Source organism: Micromonospora sp., assembly GCF_048594385.1.
GTDB classification, from domain to species: domain Bacteria; phylum Actinomycetota; class Actinomycetes; order Mycobacteriales; family Micromonosporaceae; genus Micromonospora; species Micromonospora wenchangensis.
The window spans coordinates 1-21,004 of record NZ_JBMDWU010000119.1 but is presented as its reverse complement, the minus strand read 5'-3'; the positions used below and the strand labels follow the sequence as shown (position 1 = coordinate 21,004).

Sequence of the window (21,004 nt, the reverse complement as noted above, 5' to 3'; positions counted from 1 at the left end):
GAGGTGGTCCGGTGCGCGCGACATTCACCCAGGAACAGCAGGACATCGGCCGTACCGTGGGCGCGCTCGCCGACGCCGACCGGGGCGCGGCCCGCGCGGCGTGGTCGGGCGGGTGGCGGGCCCCGGCGGGGGACGGGCCGCTGCTGCGCGACTTCGGGCTGCTCGGGGTGCCCGAGTCGGCCGGTGGCATCGGGTCGGGCCTGATCGACCTGCTGGTCGCCGTCGAGGCGCTCGGCGGGCGGTTGCTGCCCAGCCGGTTCCCGGCGCACGCGGCGGCCGTGCAGCTGCTCTGCGGCGACGGGCAGCACGGGCCGCTGCCCGAGGAGGTGCTCGACGGCCGCCGGGTACTCACCGCTGCGGTCGACGTGCCGGGCGGCTCAGGCTGGGTCGACGCGGCGTCGGTGGACCCGCTGGTGCGCACCCTGGTGCCGTACGCGGCGCAGGCTGACGGCGTGGTCGCGCTCGGCCCGGCGGGGGTCTGGTTCGCCGACCCGGTCCGGATCACCGCGCGGCAGTCGCTGGACCCGTCGGTGCCGCTGGCGGACGTGACGGTGGCCGCGCCCGAGCGGCCCCGCCCGGCCGGCACCGGGCCGCTGCGGGCGGCGCTGGTGGTGGCGGCCGAGTTGTGCGGGGTGGCGCAGGGGGCGATCGACCTGGCCGCCGAGCAGGCCCGCACCCGGCGGCAGTTCGGTCGGGTGATCGGGTCGTTCCAGGGTGTCGCGTTCCCGCTGGCCGAGGCGGCCACCGCGCGCAAGGCGGCCTGGGACCTGACCCTGTACGCGGCGTGGGCGGTCGACACCGGACGCCCGGACGCCGCGGTCCAGGTGCACGCGGCCAAGGCGGCGGCCGGGCAGGCGGCGGTGTTTGCCGCCGAGCGGTGCATCCAGGTGCACGGCGGGATGGGCATCACCATGGAGGCGGACCCGCACCTGTTCCTGCGCCGCGCGTTCGTGCTCGACGCCCGCTGCGGGCGGGGGTCGGGGCACCGGCGGCGGGCCGGGGAGTTGCGCATCCGGGCACGTCGGGCCGCGCGCGGCTGACCTGCGGAAGTCTTGCCGGGCACCAGCCCGGAGCAGTAACATACCGGCTGGTCGGAATAAATGAGGAGAAGGCCGTGAAGTTCGGAATCATGAACCTGTTCCCGGTGGCCGACGGCGCATCGGACCATCAGGTGCTCCGAGAAACCCTCGAGGAGATCCAGCTGGCCGACGAGCTGGGCTTCGACTCGGTCTGGCTCGCCGAGCACCACTTCTCCAAGTACGGCATCCTCGGCAGCCCACTGAACTTCGGCATGGCCGTCGCCGAGCGGACCCGCCGGATCACCATCGGCACCGCCGTCCTGGTCCTCCCGCTGCACCACCCGCTGCGCCTGGCCGAGGACATCGCCGCCCTCGACGTGCTCAGCGGCGGCCGGGTCTCCATCGGCGTCGGCCGGGGCTACCAGCCCGCCGAGTTCACCGGCTTCGGCGTACCGCTGGCGGAGTCCAAGCAGCGCTACCAGGAGACCCTGGAGATCCTGCGGCTCGCGCTGTCGCAGGAGAACTTCTCCTACCACGGCGAGATCTTCCACTACGACAACGTCACCACCTACCCGAGGCCGTTCACCCCCGGCGGGCCGCCCATCCTGCAGGGCACGGTCTCCCCGGAGAGCTTCCGGGAACGTGGCGCGGTCGGCGAGTCGATCATCACCTCACCGAACTTCACGCCGTTGGGCATCATGCAGAAGAACTTCGACCTCTACCGGCAGAGCATGCGGGACAACGGCTTCGACCTGTCCACCTACGACCTGCCGTTCATGCAGCAGGTCTGGTGCGGCGACGGCGACGAGGGCCTGCGTACGGCGGCGACGGCGGCGATGAACTACTACAAGTCCGTCGGCAAGGTCATCCCCGGCTCGGAGGACGCCATCGCCCAGGAGCGCGCCTACTACGCGGCGGTCGCCAAGAACATCGAGCTGCTCACCCTGGAGCAGACGCTGACCCACGGCGGGAACTTCGGCTCGGCCGAGCGCGTCATCGAGACCATCGAGATGCTGCGCGACCAGCTCGGCATCAACCACTACATCGGCTGGCTGCGGATCCCGTCGCTGGACCGCGCCGCCGCGCTGCGCTCCATGGAGGAGTTCGCCGACAAGGTCATCCCGCACTTCCGGGCCCAGGACCGCGCCGCCGAGCGGGTGCCCACCGCCGAGGCGGTCCTCGGGTGAAGATCAGCTGCTTCCTGAGTGCCCAGTTCGATCCGTCGGCGTCCGCCGCCGAGGGCATCGACGGCGTGCTGGCCCAGGCGGCCGCCGCCGAGGCGGCCGGCTTCCACGCCGTCTACCTCGGCCACCACGACCTGGCCCGGTCGGCGTTCGTCCAACCCGTCCCGCTCGCCGGCTACCTCGCCCACGCCACCTCCCGGGTCCGGATCGGGTTCGGCGTGCTGCTCGCCCCGCTGCTGAACCCGGTCGCCCTCGCCGAGGACCTGGCCTCCCTCGACGTGCTGTGCGGCGGCCGGCTGACCGTCGGCATCGGCGCCGGCTACCGCAAACGCGAGACCGCCGCGTTCGGCGTCGCCTGGGAGGACCGGCTGCGCCGGCTGCGGGAGTACGTGCCGATCCTGCGCGCCCTGTGGAACGGCGAGACGATCGACGCCGCCGGCAGCTGGGGCGAGGTCCCCGGCGCGTCCCTGGCGCTGCGCCCGGCCCAGCCCGGCGGCCCGCCGCTGTGGATCGGCGCGTTCGCCGAACCCGCCGTCCGCCGCGCCGCCCGCCTCGACGCCCCGTGGCTGATCGGCCCCAAGGGCAACGACGCCGAACTGGCCCGGCTGCTCGGGATCTACCGGGCCGACCTGACCGAGCGCGGCTTCCCCCTGGACCGGGAGTACCCGATGAGCCGTGAGGCGTACCTCGGCGACAGCTATCCGGCGGCCGTCGCGGCCGTCCGCCCGCACCTGCAGCGCCAGTACGCCGGCTACCGGTCCTGGGACGACGCGCAGTCCCTCGACCTCGACCGGTACCTGGCCGAGGACTGCCTGGTCGGCTCGGCCGACGAGATCGTGGCCAAGCTGCGCCGCTGGGAGACCGAGCTGGGCATCACCGAGGTCTCGCTGCGCCACCAGTTCGTCGGCGCGAGCCAGGACGAGGCGATGGAACAGCTCGCCCGCTTCGGTGCGGAGGTCATCCCCAGGGTCGCCACGCCCGTCGTCCCGAGGATCGCCGCGACCGCGCCCGGGGTGACCCGGTGAGCGGCGACAACCTGGTCGGAGTCCTGGAGCGCCGGTGCGCCGACCGGGGCGACCTGCCCGGTCTGTACGCCGAGGACGGCCGCTGGTGGACCTTCGATCAGATCGACCTGCTCGCCGGGGGCGTCGCCGCCGCGCTGCGCGCCGAGGGCGTCGGCCCCGGCGACCGGGTCGCCTGCTACCTGACCAACGGCCCCGAGATCGTCTTCCTGCTCTTCGGGGCCTGGAAGATCGGCGCGGTGCCGGTCACCGTCAGCAGCCTCTACAACGCCGCCGAGCTGGCCGAGTCGGTGGCCAAGACCGCGCCCCGGCTGCTGCTGGTCGACGACCGCCGGCCCGACGTGGTCGCCGCCCTCCTCGCCGCCCGGTCCGACCCCGACGGGAACGGTGCCGCCGTCCCGGTCCGGTCCGTCACGACGTCGCTGACCGGCGTGCCCGAGCTGCCGTGGCGGCGGGAGGCGCGGGTCACCGGCGTCGAGGTGGGGCCGCAGGCCGAGGCGTGCATCCTGTTCACCGGCGGCACCACCGGGCGACCCAAGGCCGTCAGCGTCACCCACGGCGGAACGCGGGAGTCGCTGATGCGCCTCGCCCGGGTCACCACCGGCACCGAGGCCGAGGGCAGCGCCACCCGCGACGCCCGCCCCAACCTGATCGCGCTGCCGCTGTTCCACAGTGGCGGCCAGCACGCGCTGCTGTTCGCGTACTTCGTGGGCCGCCCGGCGGTGGTCTGGGAACGGTTCGGGGTCGACCGGCTCGCCGACCTGATGCCCCGGTTCGGGTTCGACAACCTGTTCCTGCTGCCCACCATGGTCTTCGACATCGTGCACGCCGAACGGGAGCTGCCGTTCGACGGGGTCAGGTCGGTGCTGGTGGCCGGGCAGGCGATCTCCTGGCCGGTGCGGCGCGCCTTCGAGGAGCGCTACCGGGTGCCCATCCTGGTCAACTACGGCTCGACCGAGGCCGGGCACATCGCCGGCTGGACCGGCCGGGACATGAAGGCCGGCCGGTGGAAGCCCGGCTCGGCCGGCCGGGTCTACCCGGGCGTCGAGCTGGAGATCCGCGACGACGCCGGGGCCGCGCTGCCGACCGGCGCCCAGGGCGAGGTGGTGGTCCGCTCCGCGCTGACCCGGGGGTACGTCGACGACGCCGCCGCCTCGGCCGAGCTGGTCCGCGACGGCTGGGTGCACACCGGCGACATGGGCTACGTCGACCCCGACGGGGTGCTCTTCCTGGTCGGCCGCAAGCGGGACATGATCAAGTGCGGCGGTTTCCAGGTCTGGCCCGAGGAGATCGAGGACGAACTGCGCGGGCACCCGCTCGTGCAGGACGTCCGGGTGCTCGGCCGGCCCGACGACCGGCTGGGCGAGATCCCGGTGGCGCTCGTGGTCCGGGCCGCCGACGACACGGTCGACGACACCGACCTTTCCGCCCGGCTCGTCGCGTACGCCCGGGAGCGGCTGGCCCACTTCAAGACCCCCCGGCGGATCGAGTTCGTGCCCGCGCTGGAACGCAGCGCCACCGGCAAGATCAGCCGCGCAGCGGCTCCGTCGCAGGGAGGCGAAAGTCGATGAGGTTCGGCATCATGGCGTCGCACCAGTACCCGCCCGGCGACGACCTCCGCAGGCACCTCGACGACCTGTTCGGCACCGTCGAACTCGCCGCCGAACTGGGCTACGACTCGGTCTGGACGATCAACCACTTCCAGTCCAACCTGGCCACTCCGCAGCCCATCTCGATGCTGGCGAGCCTGATCCCGCGCTCCGGGGACATGCTGCTCGGCACCGGCATCCTGCTGCTGCCGATGTTCCACCCGGTGCACGTCGCCGAGGAGTTCGCCACCCTGGACCACCTCTCCGGCGGGCGGGTGGTCCTCGGCGTCGGGGCGGGCTACCGGGAGAACGAGTTCGCCGCCTTCGGCGTCGACCCGGAGACCCGGTTCCGTCGGTTCGACGAGAGCCTGCGGCTGATCCGGGCGCTGTGGACCGGTGCACCCGTCACCCACGACGGGGAGTTCTACCCGCAGGTCGACGCCACCATCGGCATCCCGCCGCTGACCCCGGGCGGCCCACCGATCTGGATCGGCGCGGGCGGCAAGAAGGCGGTACGTCGGGCCGCCCGGCTCGGCGACGCCTGGTACGCGCCGGGCAACTCCCCGAGCCGCCGGTTCCTGCCCGAACACCTGGCGGTCTACAACGAGGCGCTGGCCGAGTACGGGCGCGACCCGGCGACGGTGCAGCGGCCCGTCGGCGTGGAGCTGTACTGCGCGCCGAGCACCGAACAGGCCGTCGCGGAGGCGCTACCGCACGCCCGGGTCGAGTACTCCACGTACGCCGAGTATCCGGCGCTGCGCTGGCAGCGGGACCGGTTCGACGAGCTGGTCCGCAACACGCTGCTGCTGGGCTCGCCCGAGTTCCTCGTCGAGCGGATCTCCGCCCTGCGGGACCTGGGGTTCGACCATCTCATCTTCCGGCCCGGCTGGCTGGGCATGCCGACCGAGAAGCTGCGCGCCTCGCTGCGGCTGTTCGCCACCGAAGTGATCCCCGCCTTCCGTACCACCACCTGACCTAAGGAATCCGCCGTGAAGAAGACCGAAGCCGAACTGCTGGAGAACCAGTGGGACGTCGAGAACATGGAGGTCGACCCCGAGGTCCTCGCGAAGTACGTCAGGTACGACGTGGACGAGGAACGGGCCGTCGCCACCATCACCTTCGACCGTCCCGAGCGACTCAACGCCATCCCGGTGGCCGCCTTCGAACGGGTCGGTGACCTGGTGAAGGAGGCGGAGACCGACGACCGGGTCAAGGTCATCGTGTTCACGGGGGAGGGGGAGCACTTCGGCACCGGTGCCGACGCCGCCGAACTCGGTCACTACATCGGCTACAAGAACGGCACCGACAAGGCGTCCCGGCGTCGCCCGGCGCAGCGGCAGCGCATCCTGCCCGACCGCAACGTGCTCAGCTCCGGCTTCACCCGGCCGATCATCGAGTCGCTGAAGGCGACCATCTGCCAGGTGCAGGGCTACTGCTACGGCGGGCACTTCCAGATCGCGCTGTCGGCCGACATCGTCATCGCCTCCCCGGACGCCCGGTTCACCCACCCGGCGTTCCGCTACCTGGGGCCCGCCCCGCAGGACATGTACCACTGGATCGAGAAGGTCGGCCTGACCACGATGAAGGACGTCATGCTCACCATGCGGGCGATCGGCGCGGAGGAGGGCGAACGCAAGGGCCTGGTCACCAAGGTCGTCCCGCGTGACGAACTCCAGAAGTGGGTCGACGACTACGCCGACGCGATCGCGGTGATGCCGCTGGACTCGCTGATGATGGGCAAGTCGATGATGCAGGTGGTGATGGAGGCGCGCGGCAAGGGCCTCGGGGCGATGACCGGCTGGGTCGGGCACGGCTGGGCCACCAACGTCAGCTTCGCCGACGGCGACTGGAACTTCCTCAAGGAACGCCGGGAGAAGGGCATCGCGCAGGCGCTCGCCGACCGGGACCGGCTCGTCGCCCCGTACTTCCGGCTCAGCGACAGCCGGTCGCGGGAAGAGTAGGCGACGGCGTGAAGTTCGGCATCCTGCTCGACCACCAGTACGCCCCCGGCGACGACCTGGGCCGGCGCATCGGGGAGACCGTCGAGTACGTCCAGCACGTCCGGGACCTGGGCTACGACTCGGTCTTCGGCATCCACCACTACCTGTCGTCGCTGCGCACCCCGCAGCCGCTGCCGCTGCTGAGCCGGCTCGTCGACCACTCCGGGACGATGCAGCTCGGCACCGGCATCCTCATCCTGCCGCTGGGCCACCCGGTGCACTGGGCCGAGGAGATCGCCACCATCGACCAGATGTCCGGCGGCCGGTTCGTCCTCGGCATCGGCTCGGGCTACCGCGACGTCGAGTTCGCCGCGTTCGGCATCGAACGGCGCACCCGGGTGTCCCGGATGAACGAGGCCCTCGCGGTGATGCAGCAGCTGTGGACCGGGGAGCCGGTGCACCACGAGGGCAAACACTTCACCCTGGACGGGGTGCGGTGCAGCGTGCTGCCGGTGCAGCGTCCGCACCCGCCGGTCTGGGTGGGCGCCAACGGTCCGACCGGCATCGCCCGGATCGCCCGGCAGGGGTTGCCCTGGCTCGCACCGTCCAACGTGCGCCGCAACTGGGCCGTGGGCAACCTGGCCGACTACCGTGAGCAGCGGCGGGCCGCCGGGTTCGACGAGCGGGACGCGGTCTTCCCGATCCACCGGGACCTGTGCGTGGCCGACTCCGCCGAGGCCGCGTTCGCCGTCGCCGGTGAACAGGTGAAACGCTCCTACGGCGAGTACGTCCAGTACGGCATGGACTTCTTCGAGTCGCAGTGGGACGCGATCAGGGAGAAGGCGCTGTTCTTCGGCTCGCCCGACGACATCACCGCCAAGATCCAGGATTTCGCCGACGCCGGCTACAACCACTTCGTCTTCCGCGCCCAGTGGCTCGGCCTGCCGATCGAACGGTCGATGGAGATCGTGGAGCGGTTCGCCCGCGAGGTGATGCCGAGGTTCCGGCCATGAGGATCGGCCACGTGATCGTCCCCGCCGACGACCTGGACGCCCAGCTCGCCTTCTACACCGCGCTCGGGTTGACGGTGCGTTTCCGCGACGGCGACCGGTACGCCGCCGTCACCGACGGCACGGTGACCCTCGGCCTGGCCGACGCCACCCAGCAGCCCGTCGCCGGCCGCACCGTGCTCAGCATCCAGGTCGACGACCTCGACGCCTGCCTCGCCCACCTGGCCGCCGCCGGCGTCACCGTCTCGGCCCCGACCACCGGCCCGCACGAACGTCGGGCCCTGGTCACCGACCCCACCGGCAACCCCCTGACCCTCTACCAACCCCACCCCTGACCCACCCCCGCCCCACCCGTCCCCTCCCACCCCCTTACCTCACCCGTCCCGCCCCGTTCCACCCGGCCCCGCTCCGCTCCGGTGATCAAGAGAAAAGCGTCAGGAGTGATCTCCACGATGACGCGAACCTCTTGATCAACTGACGCGAACCTCTTGATCACCGCAACGGCGGGGCCGAGGGGCGCGGGAGGGCAGGGGACCGGAGGGCCGGCGGGGACGGAGACCGGGACTGCACGGGGCGGGCGGTGGGGGACGAGAAGGAGATCCACGTGAGTGTGAGTGACGAGCTGCGGGGCCGTACCGTCGGCGTGCTCGGCGGGACGGGGCCGCAGGGGCGGGGGCTCGCCCGGCGGTTCGGGGCGGCCGGGCTGGACGTCGTACTCGGGTCGCGGGACGCCGAGCGGGCCGAACGGACGGCCGCCGCGCTGCCCGGCCGGGTCCGGGGCGGGTCGAACGCCGACGCCGCCGGGCAGGCCGACATAGTGGTGGTCGCGGTGCCCTGGGGCGGGCACGCCGAGCTGCTCACCACGCTCGCCCCGGCACTGGCCGGGAAGATCGTCGTGGACTGCGTGAACCCGCTGGGCTTCGACAAGCAGGGCGCCTACGCGCTGGCCGTCGCGGAGGGTTCCGCCGCCCAGCAGGCCGCCGCGCTCCTTCCCGGGTCCCGGGTCGTCGCGGCGTTCCACCATGTCTCCGCCGTGCTCCTGGAGGACCCGGAGCTCGACGCGGTCGACACCGACGTCCTGGTGCTCGGCGACGACCGCGAGGCCACCGACCTGGTCCGGGAACTCGCCGCCGCCATCCCCGGGGTGCGGGGCGTCTACGGCGGGCGGCTGCGCAACGCCCACCAGGTCGAGGCGTTCACCGCCAACCTCATCTCGGTCAACCGGCGCTACCGGGCCCACGCGGGCCTGCGTATCACCGACGTGTGACCCGGTCCGGCACGAAGGAGCACAGGATGCAACTCGCAGGTACCGCCGCCATCGTCACCGGCCCCGCGTCCGGCCTCGGCGCGGCCACCGCCGCCGCGCTGGCCGGCGCGGGCGCCACCGTCCACGGCTTCGATCTCGGGTCGGCCATCGCCGCCGCCGGTGACGCGCCGGCCGGGGTACGCCTCGTCGACGTCGACGTGTGCGACCCGGCGGCGGTCCGTGCGGCGGTCGACCGGGCCGCCGTCGGGGACCATCCCCTGCGGACGGTGGTGAACTGCGCCGGCATCGCCCCGTCGCAGCGGATTCTCGGCCGGCGCGGCGTCCACGACCTCGAGCTGTACGCCCGCGTCGTCCGGGTCAACCTGATCGGCACCTTCACCGTGCTGACGCTCGCCGCGGAACGGATCGCGGAGACCGCCCCGGACGGGCACGGCCAGCGGGGCGTGATCGTCAACACCGCGTCGGTCGCGGCCTACGAGGGCCAGGTCGGCCAGGCGGCGTACGCGTCGTCCAAGGGCGGCATCGTCGGGCTCACCCTGCCGGCCGCCCGTGACCTCGCCCCGCACGGCATCCGGGTGATGACCATCGCGCCCGGCATCATGCTGACGCCGATGATGCAGACCGTGTCGTCGGAGTACCGGGCCGGCCTCGCCGCCGGGGTGCCGTTCCCGGGCCGCCTCGGCGATCCGGGGGAGTACGCCGCCCTCGTGCTCTCCCTGATCGGCAACGACTACCTCAACGGCGAGGTCATCCGCCTTGACGGCGCCCTCCGGATGGCACCCCGCTGATCCCGCCGCGCGGCCCGGCGGGCCGGAGCACATCGGCACGCCGGGCGGGCGGGAACGTAGACCGACCTGGTGTGCCGGGGGGCGGCTCGGGGGCCGGTGTGGCCGACCACCGGTGTAGCCCGGTGAGCGGACGACCGCAACGTGACGTCCGCGCGAAAGAGGCGATTCCCCCGCGCCGGGAAAAGCGTCGTCACCCGGCCGCGTCGGCCGGTGCGATGCCCGGGTGACCGTTTCTCTCCGCATCGATGTTGCGCACCGTATCGGATGATCCCTCATGCGTCGGCATTTCTGGTCCGACGGTTCTTTCCACGATTCCGGTGCCCGAAACCGTCCTGCCGACCGACCGGAAAAGGTATTCGGCTAATCGTTCCCACTGTCTCGATGGGTACCGAAACTGTCGGCTCTCCGCGATGGGGAGGGGCCGGCGTGTCCGGATGGCGCGGGTCGGACGGCGGTGGGTGGTCGGTGGTGCCGTCCCGGGGGACGCCCTTCGCCGCCCGTCGCCGAGAAAAGCGCCCGGGGCAACGATTCGTCGAGGCAACCAAATGGCGAGCCAGAGATTGCCGGAGGCAATCATCAGGGTTGTTCACCATTGCGGGGTTGACCGCATGTTAATCGATCAACTTCGATCACGGCCGCCGGATCTCCTGTTCAGGGCGGTCATGACCGAAATGTTGCGGTAAGTGTTAACGGGGGATCGTTGCCCCTCTTGGGGGTTTGGCCCGCCCTGGTGGTGCCTCGCCACCGATTGGTCCAGGTGTGCGCACCGCCGGATGTCCAGCTTCTGAGGGTGGCTGCGGTTCTGTTCGCCCCAACTCGATTCTGTGATTGGTCGGGGTGATTTGGTAAACCGAAAGTGATCATCCCAGCTCAGTGCAATTCTCAGCTTTCATTCAGGCTGCTTTATGCATGTGACCCACGTCACACTTCGCCAGTTCGAGCATGGTCCACAAGCAGGACTTCCTTCTTGTTAGCGTTCTCATTCACCATCGCCGGCGAACCCGCGTATTGACCATGAGGAACGTGGAAACGTACTCTCTTGGCAATCCCACATCCGCATTGGACGGTTGCTTTCCAGGGCTGACGACTGATCGGAGCAGGCCCATGTTCGATGTAATCGTTGTCGGTGCACGCTGCGCGGGTTCGCCCGTGGCAATGCTATTGGCCCGGCAGGGCCACCGGGTTCTGATGGTCGACCGCTCCTCCTTTCCGAGCGACGCGGTGTCGACCCACTACATCCACCAGGCCGGGCTGTCCCGCCTCCAGGCGTGGGGACTGCTCGACGAGGTGATCGACGCGAAGACGCCGGCCATCCGGACGATGAACTACGCCAACCACGGCATCCCGTTGATCGGGTTCGCCGACCCGATCGACGGGATCGACGCCGTCTACTGCCCGCGTCGGGTCGTGCTCGACGAGATCCTGGTCAACGCGGCCCGCCGGGCCGGCGTCGAGGTCCTGGAGCAGTTCACCGTCTCCGACCTGGTCTTCTCCGACGGTCGGGTGGTCGGCATCCGGGGTCGCGAGGGCGACGGGCCGGAGCAGGAGTTCCGGTCCACGGTGGTGGTCGGCGCCGACGGCTTCCACTCGACGGTGGCCCGGAAGGTCGGCGCGGAGCTGTACAACGTGCGGCCCGCCGCCGGATTCACCTACTACTCCTACTACAGCGGCCTGGACTGGGGCCTGCACCACAAGACCGGCTTCCACGAGCAGTGGTTCGGCACCTGGCCGACCAACGGCGACGTCAACATGGTCGCCGTCATCTGCACCCGCCGGCAGCTCAAGGAGTTCCGTCAGGACCCCGAGGCGCGTTTCCTGGCCGTCTTCGACGACGTCGAGCCGGAGATGGGCGCGCAGCTACGCGAGCAGGGCCGGCGCGAGGAACCGCTGCGGCCGATGCGCTACCCGGACAACTACTACCGCCGTTCGCACGGCCCCGGCTGGGCGCTGGTGGGCGACGCCGGCTACCACAAGGACCCCATCACCGGGTGGGGCATGACCGACGCCTTCCTGCACGGCGAGCTGCTCGCCGACCGCATCCACGAGGCGCTCTCCGGCGAGCGGACCATGGACGACGCCCTCGCCGACTACGTCAAGGTGCGCGACGAGGAGAGCGCGCCGGTCTACGACTACACCACGGCGATGGCCGAGCTGACCCTCGACCCGTACCTGGAGGCGGTGCTGGGCGCGATCAGCACCAGCCGGGAGTGGACCACCAAGATGCTCGGCATGATCGCCGGCGGGGTCGAGGGGCACGAGCTGTTCGCCCCCGACAACCTGGACCGGATCTACGACGACGCCGGCGTCCCCCAGCACAAGCGGATCTACGAACCGTCCTGATCGGCGTGAGGCCGCGCCCGACAGCGCGGCACGACGGTGGAGGACGTCCCCGTCCTCCGCCGTTCGTTCGTGGCACTTGACCCCCCCCGGAGGAGGCAGGCAGATGACGCGCGCGTCCAGCATGTTCGATCTCATCGGCCAACAGGACGACCAACGGCCGTACTACGACACCGGCGGTCGTGGCCGGTCCCACGCGTTCTACACCGGCGAGGAGCAGCACCAGCGGGAGCTGGAACGGATCTACCGCCGCCGCTGGCTGCCGGTGGACCACGTCTCCCGGTTCACCGAGAAGGGCTCCTACGCGACCCTGACCATCGGCACCGGCTCCATCCTGATCATCAACGGCGACAACGGCATCCAGGCGTACCACAACTACTGCCGCCACCGGGGGTACCGGCTGGTGGAGGAGGCCGCCGGCAAGCGGCAGAGCATCGTCTGCATCTACCACTGCTGGGTCTACGACCGCAACGGCAAGCTCAAGAGCTTCAACGGCACGTACTTCGACCACTTCTTCGACAAGGAGAAGAACGGCCTGCTGCCGGTGCGTACCGAGATCCGGTTCGGGGTCGTCTTCATCACCTTCTCCGACGACGCGCCCGACCTCGACGCCTCCCTCGGCGAGTTCGGCGAGTTCGCCCGGGTCTACGAGCTGGCCGACCTGAAGTGCGTGCAGGCCAAGGACTACCCGGTCGCCTCCAACTGGAAGCTGGTGGCGCACAACGTCAACGAGAGCCTGCACTTCCCGACGGCGCACAAGGACCTGCACCGGATCACCGACTTCGACGACGCGGGCACCTACGAGCTCAAGGGCGACATCGTCGGCGCGTGGCAGGTCATCCGGGACAAGTACAACTCGGTGTCGATGACCGGACGCAGCGACCGGGCACCCATGCCGCTGGTCCCGGACGCCGACCTCAAGAAGATCAACTGGATCACCATCCTGCCGAACCTGCTCTTCGGCTTCACCGCCGACTACGTGATGATGCAGTGGGTCTGGCCGGAGAGCCCGAGCACCTGCTACGTACGGCACTTCTGGCTGTTCCACCCCTCCGAGACGGCCCGCAGCGACTTCTCGCACGAGGCCGTCTTCGCGCTCTGGGACAAGGCCAACTACGAGGACTGGGAGATGTGCGAGCGGACCCACCGCGGCCTGTCCAACCCGTTCTGGTCGCCCGGCCAGCTCTCCCTGGACGAGGAGGTCGTCTCCCAGATCGACGCCTGGGTGGCGCGCGAGACGGCCGACCCCGTCGACACCGAGGGATGACGGCCGTGGTCACCTGCTTCCTCATCGGCGGCACCCGGGTCCTGGCCCGCTGCGCCGACCAGCTCGTCGCGGCCGGGGTACGGATCGAGGGCGTCTTCACCGCCGAACCGGTCGCCACCGCCTGGGCGGACGCGCACGACGTCCCGGTGCTCGACCCGCACGCCGACCTCGCCGCCGCGCTCACCGCCACCGAGGTCGACTACCTGTTCAGCATCGTCAACTTCCGGATCCTGCCCGGCCCGGTGCTGGCGCTGCCACGGGTGGCCGCGATCAACTTCCACGACGGTCCACTGCCCCGCTACTCCGGCAGCAACGTCGCCGCCTGGGCGCTCTACGAGGGGGCGGGCCGGCACGCCGCGACCTGGCACCGGATGACCGAGGCGGTCGACGCCGGCCCCGTGCTGCTGGAGCGGTGGTTCCCGGTCCGCACCCACTCCACCGCGCTGTCCCTGACCTACGAGACCGCCGAGGTGGGCATCGCGCTCTTCGCCGACCTCGTCCCGTACCTGCTGCGGCGCACACTGCCCGAACCGGTCGACACCGCCGACCGTGAGCGCCGCCTCTACCACCAGCGCGACCGGATCGCCGGCGGCGGGCTCATCCACGCCGGCACCTCCGCCGTCGAGGCCGAACGCATCGCCAAGGCCCTCGACTACGGCACGTTCCCCAACCCGCTCGGGGTGCCGGCCCTGGTCACCGCCCAGGGCGCGGTGTTCACCCGGCAGATCCGGCGCATCCCCCGCGAGGACCCGCCGTCGGTGACCGTCACGACGGCCGTGACCGACTCCGCGATCACCCTCTCCACCCCCGACGGCGACCTGCTGCTGAGCGACTTCACCGCCACCGACGGCAGCGCACTCAGCGGCCGGGCCGTGGCCCAACGGCTGGGCATCGCCCCGGGCCGGCCGCTGCCGGCCGCTCCCCCCGGGCGGCTGGCCGCGATCGCCGAGGCACAGGGACCACTGCGCCGGCACGAGTCCTGGTGGAAGGCCCGGCTGACCGACCTGCGGCCCGCGCCGCTGCCCGCCGAGGACTTCTCCGCCGCGTCCGCGCACTACGGCCGGTACGAGCTGGCGTACCTGCCCCGGTCGTGGGCCGAGACGGTCACCGTGATCCGCGCCTTCCTCGCCGTCCTCGCCGAACGGATGGAGGCGCCGAGCTTCGACTTCGCCTGGTCGGCCTCGTCCGCACCGGCACTGGCCGAGGCGACCCACGGGCTCGCCGTCGCCCGCGTCCCGGTCCGTTTCGACGCCGCCGCCGCCGACGAACTGGCCGCCCGGCTCGACGAGGCGACCGCCCGCCACGGGTACGCCACCGACCTGGAGGTACGCCTCGGCCTGGCGTACCGCCCGGTCGGCGCCGACGGGCCGACCTTCACCCGGATCGCCGTCCTCCAGCGGCACCCCGACGACGAGGCGGCCACCGAGCCGGACACCGAGATCGCCCTGCTCTGCCTGCACGACGGCCCGCCCACGGTCTTCGTCCGCGAAACCGCCATGTCCGCCGACGAGGCGCTGGAGTTCGCCGAGCGGGTCGAGGACCTCGCCCTCGGGGCCATGCTCCTCGGCACCGCCGCGCCGATGCCCGCCCCAGCCTCGGCACCGGCACCCGCCGACGCAGGCGCGTCGGCGACGACCGGGCCCGCCCCGACCGACGGGTCCGCGCCCGCCCCGGCCACCGATCCGCTCGCCGCCGGCCCCACCGATTCCGCCGGCCCGCCCGACGTCACGGCGCACCCGGAGCCCGCCGCCCCCGTACCCACCGTGCTGGACCTGTTCGCGGCGACCGTGGCCGCCCGACCGGACGCCGTCGCGGTCCGCAGCGGGGCCCGGCGGATCGACTACGCCACACTGGACGCCTGGGCCGACGCCATCGCCGCCCACCTGTACGACCAGGGGCTCGGCGCCGGGTCCGTCGTCGGCCTGCTGACCGAGCGCGGCCCCGACCTGGTCCCGGCCATGCTCGGCATCCTCCGGGTCGGGGCGGCGTTCCTACCGCTCGACCCGAACTACCCGGTGGAACGGCTGCGCCGCTACGCGCAGGTCGCCGAGTGCGACCTGATCCTCGCCGACGAGCACAGCCTCGCGTGCGGCGAGGCGGTCGGGCCGGTGCTGCCGATCCCCGGCCCGGACGGCTCCGCGCTGGCCGTGCCGCCCACCGTCACCGGCGCGGACCTCGCCTACGTGCTGTTCACCAGCGGGTCGACCGGGGAGCCGAAGGGGGTGGAGATCGGGCACGCCGCCCTGGCGAACTTCCTGACCGGCATCGGGGAACGGCTCGACGTCACCGGGACCGACACCGTGCTCGCGCACACCACCGTCGCCTTCGACATCTCCCTGCTGGAACTGCTGTTGCCGCTGACCGTCGGCGCGACAGTGACCCTGGCGTCCCGGGCGGTGGCCCGCGACCCGCACCGGCTCGCCGACCTGATCGGCGAGGTCACCGTCGCCCAGGCCACCCCGAGTATGTGGCGGCTGCTGCTGGAGACCGGCTGGACGCCGACGTCCCGGCTCACCGTCCTGTCCGGCGGCGAGGCCCTGGTGCCGGCGACCGCCCAGCAACTGCACGGCACCGCCCGCGCCCTGTGGAACCTCTACGGCCCCACCGAGGCGACGATCTGGGCGTCGGCCCACCGGGTCGAGTCGGTCGGCGCGTTCCTGCCGCTGGGCGAACCGCTGCCCAACCTCGCCCTGCACGTGCTCGACACCGACCTGGAACCCGCCGACACCGGCGAGCTGTACCTGTCCGGTGTCGGCCTGGCCCGCGGCTACGTCAACCGTCCGGACCGGACCGCCGAGGTGTTCCTCACCCACCCGGTCAGCGGTCAGCGGCTCTACCGCACCGGGGACACCGTCCGGCGGCACGCCGACGGCGCGATCGAGTGGCTGGGCCGGGCCGACTCGCAGGTCAAGGTCCGGGGCAACCGGATCGAACCGGCCGAGATCGAACGCGTCCTGGCGGAGTACCCCGGCGTCACCGCCGCCGCCGTCATCGCCGTCGCCTTCGAGGGCCGGGGCGAACCGCGGCTGACCGCGTACCTCGTCGGCGAGCGCACCCTGGTCAAGGCGGAGCTGGACACCTTCGTCGGCGGGCGGCTGCCCGAGTACATGGTGCCGGACGCCTACGTGCGGCTCGACGCGATGCCGTTGACCGACAACGGCAAGATCGCCCGCAACCGGCTGCCGCGGCCGGACCGGCACACCATCATCCGCACCGGCGTACCCTCCGTCGCGCCCGTCGCGCCCGTCGCGCCCCCGGCGGCCACCGCAGCCACCCGCGAACCGACCGTCGTCCCGGAGCCGACCGCGCCGGAACGGACCGCCGCGCCGGAGCCGGCCGTCGTCCGGGAGCCCGCCGTCGTCCCGGAGCCGACCGTCGCGCCGGAGCAGCGCATCGCGCGGGTGTTCGCCGCCGTGCTCGGCCACGACGAGTTCCTGGTCACCGACAACTTCTTCGACCTCGGCGGGGACTCGGCCAACGTCACCCGCGCGGCGCTGGCGCTCACCGAGGAGTTCGGCGTCGCGGTGAGCCCACCGGCCATCTTCGCCACCGGCACCCCCGAACGGCTCGCCGAACTGCTCCAGCCCGCACCCGGCACGCCCGCACGCTCCCGGCCCGACACCACCGGGGCGACCCCCGAACAGGCCGTCGTCGCTGCCGCCGAGGCGGTCGTCGCGGCCACCACCGACACGGCCGCCGAGCGTACCGTCGACGCCGCGCCGGACCCGGCACACCCCGCCCCGGCCGGTACGACCGGCGGACCTCGGGCCACCACCACCGGTGACCCGGCCGCACCCGACACGGTACGAAAGGACCCGTCCCACCGGCCCGCCCCGGCGAACGCGTCCGGGACCCCGGCCCCCGACACCGTCGAGGAGCCGCTCGCCGTCATCGGGTTGGCCTGCCGGTTCCCCGGCGCGGCCACCCCCGACGAGTTCTGGGCCAACCTCGCCGAGGGGGTGTCCAGCGTCGGCGACGCGCCGACCGGACACCGGGGCTGGGGCCACCTCTGGTCCGCCGCCGACGAGGTGCCGACCGGCTGGGTCGACCGGGTCGAGCACTTCGACGCCGCCCGGTTCCAGCTCACCGACCGGGAGGCCCGACGGCTGGACCCGTTGCAGCGGCTGCTGCTCAGCGTCACCGACGAAGCCCTGGAGAGCTGCGGCCACACCGCCGCCTCCCTCGGCACCGCCACGGGCGTCTTCATCGGCACCATCGCCAGCGACTTCCCCGAACTGGTGGCGGGCAGCATCGGGGCCGGCGACCCGCACGTGGCCACCGGCACGGCGGTGTCGATGGTCGCCAACCGGCTCTCCCACGCCTTCAACTGGTCGGGGCCGAGCTTCGCCGTCGACACGGCCTGCTCGTCCTCGCTGGTCGCCCTGCACCAGGCGGCCATGCACCTGCGCGCCGGGGAGGTGGACGCGGCCGTCGTCGGCGCGGCCAACCTGGTGCTGACCCCCACCAAGACCCGGTCCTTCCTGCGCAACGGCATGCTCTCCCCGACCGGGGTGTGCCGGACCTTCGACGACGACGCCGACGGGTACGTCCGCGGCGAGGGCTGCGGGGTCATCGTCCTCAAGCGGCTCGCCGACGCCGAACGCGACGGCGACCCGGTCCTCGCGGTGGTCCGCGGGTCCGCGGTGAACCACACCGGTGCCGCCGGCTTCCTGACCGCACCGAGCAGCACCGCCCAGCAGGCGGTGATCCGCAGCGCCCTGCGGCGGTCCGGCGTCGAGGCGGACGGGGTCGGCTACATCGAGGCGCACGGCACGGGCACGCAGCTCGGTGACCTGATCGAGCTGGAGGCGTTGCAGGCCGCCCTGGGCGCGGCGCGGCGCGGCACGGTGGCGGTCGGCTCGGTGAAGACGAACATCGGCCACCTCGAACCGGCGGCCGGGATCGCCGGCCTGATCAAGACGATCCTCGCGCTGCAGGCGGACCGGATTCCGCCCTCGGCCCACCTCACCTTCCCGAACCGGGCGTTCCGCTTCGAGAACTCGCCGCTGTTCGTCCCGGACCGGCTCGTCCCGTGGGCCGGGCCCCGGGTCGCCGGGGTCAGCAGCTTCGGCTTCGGCGGGGTCAACGCGCACGCCGTCCTCGCGGCGGCCCCGTCGCCGACCCGGGTGCCCGCCCGGACCGGCACCGGCCTGCTCACCCTCTCGGCGGGCTCCGAGGAGGGGCTGCGTACCCTCGCCGACCGGCTCGTGCACCTGCTGAGGTCGCCGTACTGCCCGCCGCTGGCCTGGATCTGCGTGGCCAGCCGGCAGCGGCCGGCGGCGACGTACCGGCTCGCCTGCGTGGTGGACACCGTCGAACAGCTCGACGACAAGCTGATGCTGTTCCTCGCCCGCGCCGAGGGCACCCGGAACCTCTACACCGGGATCGTCCCCACCCCGTCGGGGCGGACCCTGCCCCCGTTGGGCGACGCGCCCGGACGCGACGCCCTCGACACGGCGGCCCGCCGCTTCGTGGCCGGCGACGGCCTGGTGGCCGAGGAACGCGCCCCGGTGCGCTTCCCCACCGCCCCGCACGAGGAGAAGCACCTGTGGCTGACGCCCGCGTCGACGGCGGGGCGGCTCCCGGCGGCCGGTGTGCCGGCGACCACCCCACCCGGGTCGTGGACCGAGCACCCGGAGGCCCGGGAACACGTGGTGCTGGGCGACCCGACACTGCCCGGCGCCGGCTACCCCGGCAAGGTCGCCGAGCTGCTCGGCCGGGACGCCTTCACCCTGCGGGACCTCACCTTCCGGGCCACCGTACGGCCGCCGGCGACGCTCACCGCGGAGCGGCACGGCAGCCGGGTCACCTTCCGCGACGGCACCACCGCCGTGGTCTGCGACCTGGAGGTGGCCGACCCCGAACCGGCCGATCCGACGCTCACCCCACCGGCCGCCACCGTCGGGCTCACCCCGGTCGACCTCGACGGCATGTACCGCGACTTCGACCGCAACGGCCTGCGGTACGGCCCGAGCTTCCGCTGCGTACGCCGACTGTCCACGGCGGACGGTGTGGCGACCGGCACCATGCGGGTCGACGCCGGACCCGACGCCGGCCCGGTGGACGCCCGGCTGCTCGACGGCGCCTTCCAGGTGGCCCTCGCCGCCTGCGGGGCGCAGGGCCTCTACGTGCCGTTCACCGTCTCCCGGCTGACCGTGTGGGGCCCGCTCACCGGTGAGGTACGCGTGCACGCCCGCCGGGACCGGGGCAGCGCGCCCGACGCCGGGCTGCTCACGGCCAGTCTGGTGGTGCTCGACGGCGACCGGCCGGTGCTCACCGCCCGGGGCGTCACCTGGCGTCGGATCTCCCCGGCCCCGCCGCCCACCCCGCCCACCGGGGCGGGCGCGCACGACCGGGCCCGGTTCGACGGCACCACCCCGACCGGCGTCCCCGGGCACCGTGGCACCCCGCCCGGGTCCACCCCGGCCCACGGTGCCGACGGCAACGGTCGGGTCCCGGCCGCGTCCGGACCCGGCACCGCCGCCGCAGCCCCCCTGCCGGCCAACGGAACCGCCGTCTCCCGACCCGTCAACGGTGCCGGCGACCTCGGCCAGACGCTGGCCCGGTGGATCGCCGAAGGCCTGGAGACCGACGTCGAGACCCTCGAACTGGACCGCCCCTTGGAGGCCCAGGGGCTCGACTCGATGCTGGCCGTCTCGCTGGCCCAGGACATCCGCACCCGGCTCGGCGTGGACATCCCGGTCACCCTGCTGCTCGAGGTGGGGACGGTGGAGAACCTGGCCCGGGAACTGCGCGACTCGTACGGCGTCACCGCCGTACCCGGTGCCGCGTCGACGCCCGACGCGGTGCCACCCGTTCCGGGCGGTGGTTCGCAGGCTGGGGTGCCGGTCGCACCGACGGCCGACGCGCCCCCGGTCGACCTGCCCGCGACGGCCGCTCCGGCTTACGCCCCGGCCGTCCCGGCTCCGATCGCTCCGGCTCCGGACCCGGCGGGTTCGGCTGCGGTGACACCGGTCGCGGTGGCGACCTCGACGGCTCCGGACCGGCACGACATCGCCATCGTCGGCATCGACGGCGTCTTCCCCAACGCCAGCAACCTCGACGAGCTGTGGGAGGTGCTCACCAGGGGCGAGGACTGCCTCCGCGAGGTCCCGAAGTCCCGCTGGGACATCGACGACTACTACTCCGACGCGGCCGAACCCGGCACCGTCTACCTGCGCCGGGCGGGCTTCGTCGACGACCTGACCGACTTCGACGCGCCGTTCTTCCGGATCTCACCGGCCGAAGCCCAGTGGATCGACCCGCAGCAGCGCCACCTCATCCAGTCCGCCTGGCGCGCGCTGGAGGACGCCGGCCTGTCGGGCCGTACGGACGGCCGGTCGACAGGCGTGTTCGTCGGCGCGAGCTACCAGCACTACCGGGACATGGTCGTCGGGGACGTGGTGCAGACCGCCGCCGGGCTGGGCAACCACAACGCCATCCTGGCGAACCGGGTGAGTTATTTCCTGGATCTGTCGGGGCCGAGCATGACGATCGACACGTTGTGTTCGTCGTCGTTGGTGGCGTTGCACACCGCCGTGCGCAGCATCCGTAACGGCGAGTGCGACCAGGCCATCGTCG

General features: G+C 72.5%; 13 protein-coding genes. All 13 read left to right on the top strand.

The genetic code is table 11. The annotated features are described in order from the left end of the window. Positions 1–11: 11 nt before the first annotated feature. Positions 12–1,040 (top strand): acyl-CoA dehydrogenase family protein, encoded by a 1,029-nt coding sequence (locus ACOJTC_RS05815; protein WP_420116061.1) that lies wholly within the window; start codon positions 12–14, stop codon positions 1,038–1,040. Between the two features lie 74 nt (positions 1,041–1,114). Next, positions 1,115–2,206 carry an LLM class flavin-dependent oxidoreductase gene (locus ACOJTC_RS05810; RefSeq protein ID WP_420116060.1) on the top strand — a complete coding sequence of 364 codons (1,092 nt, stop codon included), beginning with the start codon at positions 1,115–1,117 and terminating at the stop codon, positions 2,204–2,206. Further along, positions 2,203–3,228 carry an LLM class flavin-dependent oxidoreductase gene (locus ACOJTC_RS05805; RefSeq protein WP_420116059.1) on the top strand — a complete coding sequence of 342 codons (1,026 nt, stop codon included), beginning with the start codon at positions 2,203–2,205 and terminating at the stop codon, positions 3,226–3,228. Before ACOJTC_RS05810 ends, ACOJTC_RS05805 begins: the two co-directional genes overlap by 4 nt. Continuing rightward, complete coding sequence (locus ACOJTC_RS05800; protein ID WP_420116058.1) at positions 3,225–4,796, top strand: class I adenylate-forming enzyme family protein; 1,572 nt, start codon at positions 3,225–3,227, stop codon at positions 4,794–4,796. The genes ACOJTC_RS05805 and ACOJTC_RS05800 overlap by 4 nt, the downstream gene beginning before the upstream one ends. Continuing rightward, positions 4,793–5,788, top strand: a complete 996-nt coding sequence (locus ACOJTC_RS05795) for an LLM class flavin-dependent oxidoreductase (RefSeq protein WP_357927061.1) — start codon at positions 4,793–4,795, stop codon at positions 5,786–5,788. Before ACOJTC_RS05800 ends, ACOJTC_RS05795 begins: the two co-directional genes overlap by 4 nt. A 15-nt stretch (positions 5,789–5,803) precedes the next feature. Beyond that, entirely contained in the window at positions 5,804–6,775 is a 972-nt protein-coding gene (locus ACOJTC_RS05790) for an enoyl-CoA hydratase/isomerase family protein (protein WP_204926535.1), read from the top strand. Positions 6,776–6,783: 8 nt separating this feature from the next. Beyond that, positions 6,784–7,767 (top strand): LLM class flavin-dependent oxidoreductase, encoded by a 984-nt coding sequence (locus ACOJTC_RS05785; protein ID WP_420116057.1) that lies wholly within the window; start codon positions 6,784–6,786, stop codon positions 7,765–7,767. Beyond that, positions 7,764–8,099, top strand: coding sequence for a VOC family protein (locus tag ACOJTC_RS05780; RefSeq protein WP_204926533.1), 336 nt, complete (start codon positions 7,764–7,766; stop codon positions 8,097–8,099). Before ACOJTC_RS05785 ends, ACOJTC_RS05780 begins: the two co-directional genes overlap by 4 nt. Before the next feature lie 269 nt (positions 8,100–8,368). Continuing rightward, positions 8,369–9,031 carry an NADPH-dependent F420 reductase gene (gene npdG / locus ACOJTC_RS05775; RefSeq protein WP_420116056.1) on the top strand — a complete coding sequence of 221 codons (663 nt, stop codon included), beginning with the start codon at positions 8,369–8,371 and terminating at the stop codon, positions 9,029–9,031. 26 nt (positions 9,032–9,057) lie between these two features. Next, complete coding sequence (locus tag ACOJTC_RS05770; protein WP_420116055.1) at positions 9,058–9,819, top strand: SDR family NAD(P)-dependent oxidoreductase; 762 nt, start codon at positions 9,058–9,060, stop codon at positions 9,817–9,819. 942 nt (positions 9,820–10,761) lie between these two features. Continuing rightward, complete coding sequence (locus tag ACOJTC_RS05765) at positions 10,762–12,159, top strand: NAD(P)/FAD-dependent oxidoreductase (protein WP_307826268.1); 1,398 nt, start codon at positions 10,762–10,764, stop codon at positions 12,157–12,159. A gap of 103 nt (positions 12,160–12,262) precedes the next feature. Next, complete coding sequence (locus ACOJTC_RS05760) at positions 12,263–13,423, top strand: aromatic ring-hydroxylating oxygenase subunit alpha (protein WP_420116054.1); 1,161 nt, start codon at positions 12,263–12,265, stop codon at positions 13,421–13,423. Continuing rightward, a partial coding sequence (locus ACOJTC_RS05755; RefSeq protein WP_420116053.1) for an amino acid adenylation domain-containing protein occupies positions 13,420–21,004 on the top strand: 7,585 nt, incomplete at its 3' end. The genes ACOJTC_RS05760 and ACOJTC_RS05755, both read left to right, overlap by 4 nt.

Bases quoted from the DNA above. Each gene is read 5' to 3' on its own strand.
- ACOJTC_RS05795 (WP_357927061.1), top strand. From the start codon at position 4,793: ATGAGGTTCGGCATCATGGCGTCGCACCAGTACCCGCCCGGCGACGAC.
- ACOJTC_RS05780 (WP_204926533.1), top strand. From the start codon at position 7,764: ATGAGGATCGGCCACGTGATCGTCCCCGCCGACGACCTGGACGCCCAG.
- ACOJTC_RS05770 (WP_420116055.1), top strand. From the start codon at position 9,058: ATGCAACTCGCAGGTACCGCCGCCATCGTCACCGGCCCCGCGTCCGGC.
- ACOJTC_RS05765 (WP_307826268.1), top strand. From the start codon at position 10,762: ATGGTCCACAAGCAGGACTTCCTTCTTGTTAGCGTTCTCATTCACCAT.
- ACOJTC_RS05760 (WP_420116054.1), top strand. From the start codon at position 12,263: ATGACGCGCGCGTCCAGCATGTTCGATCTCATCGGCCAACAGGACGAC.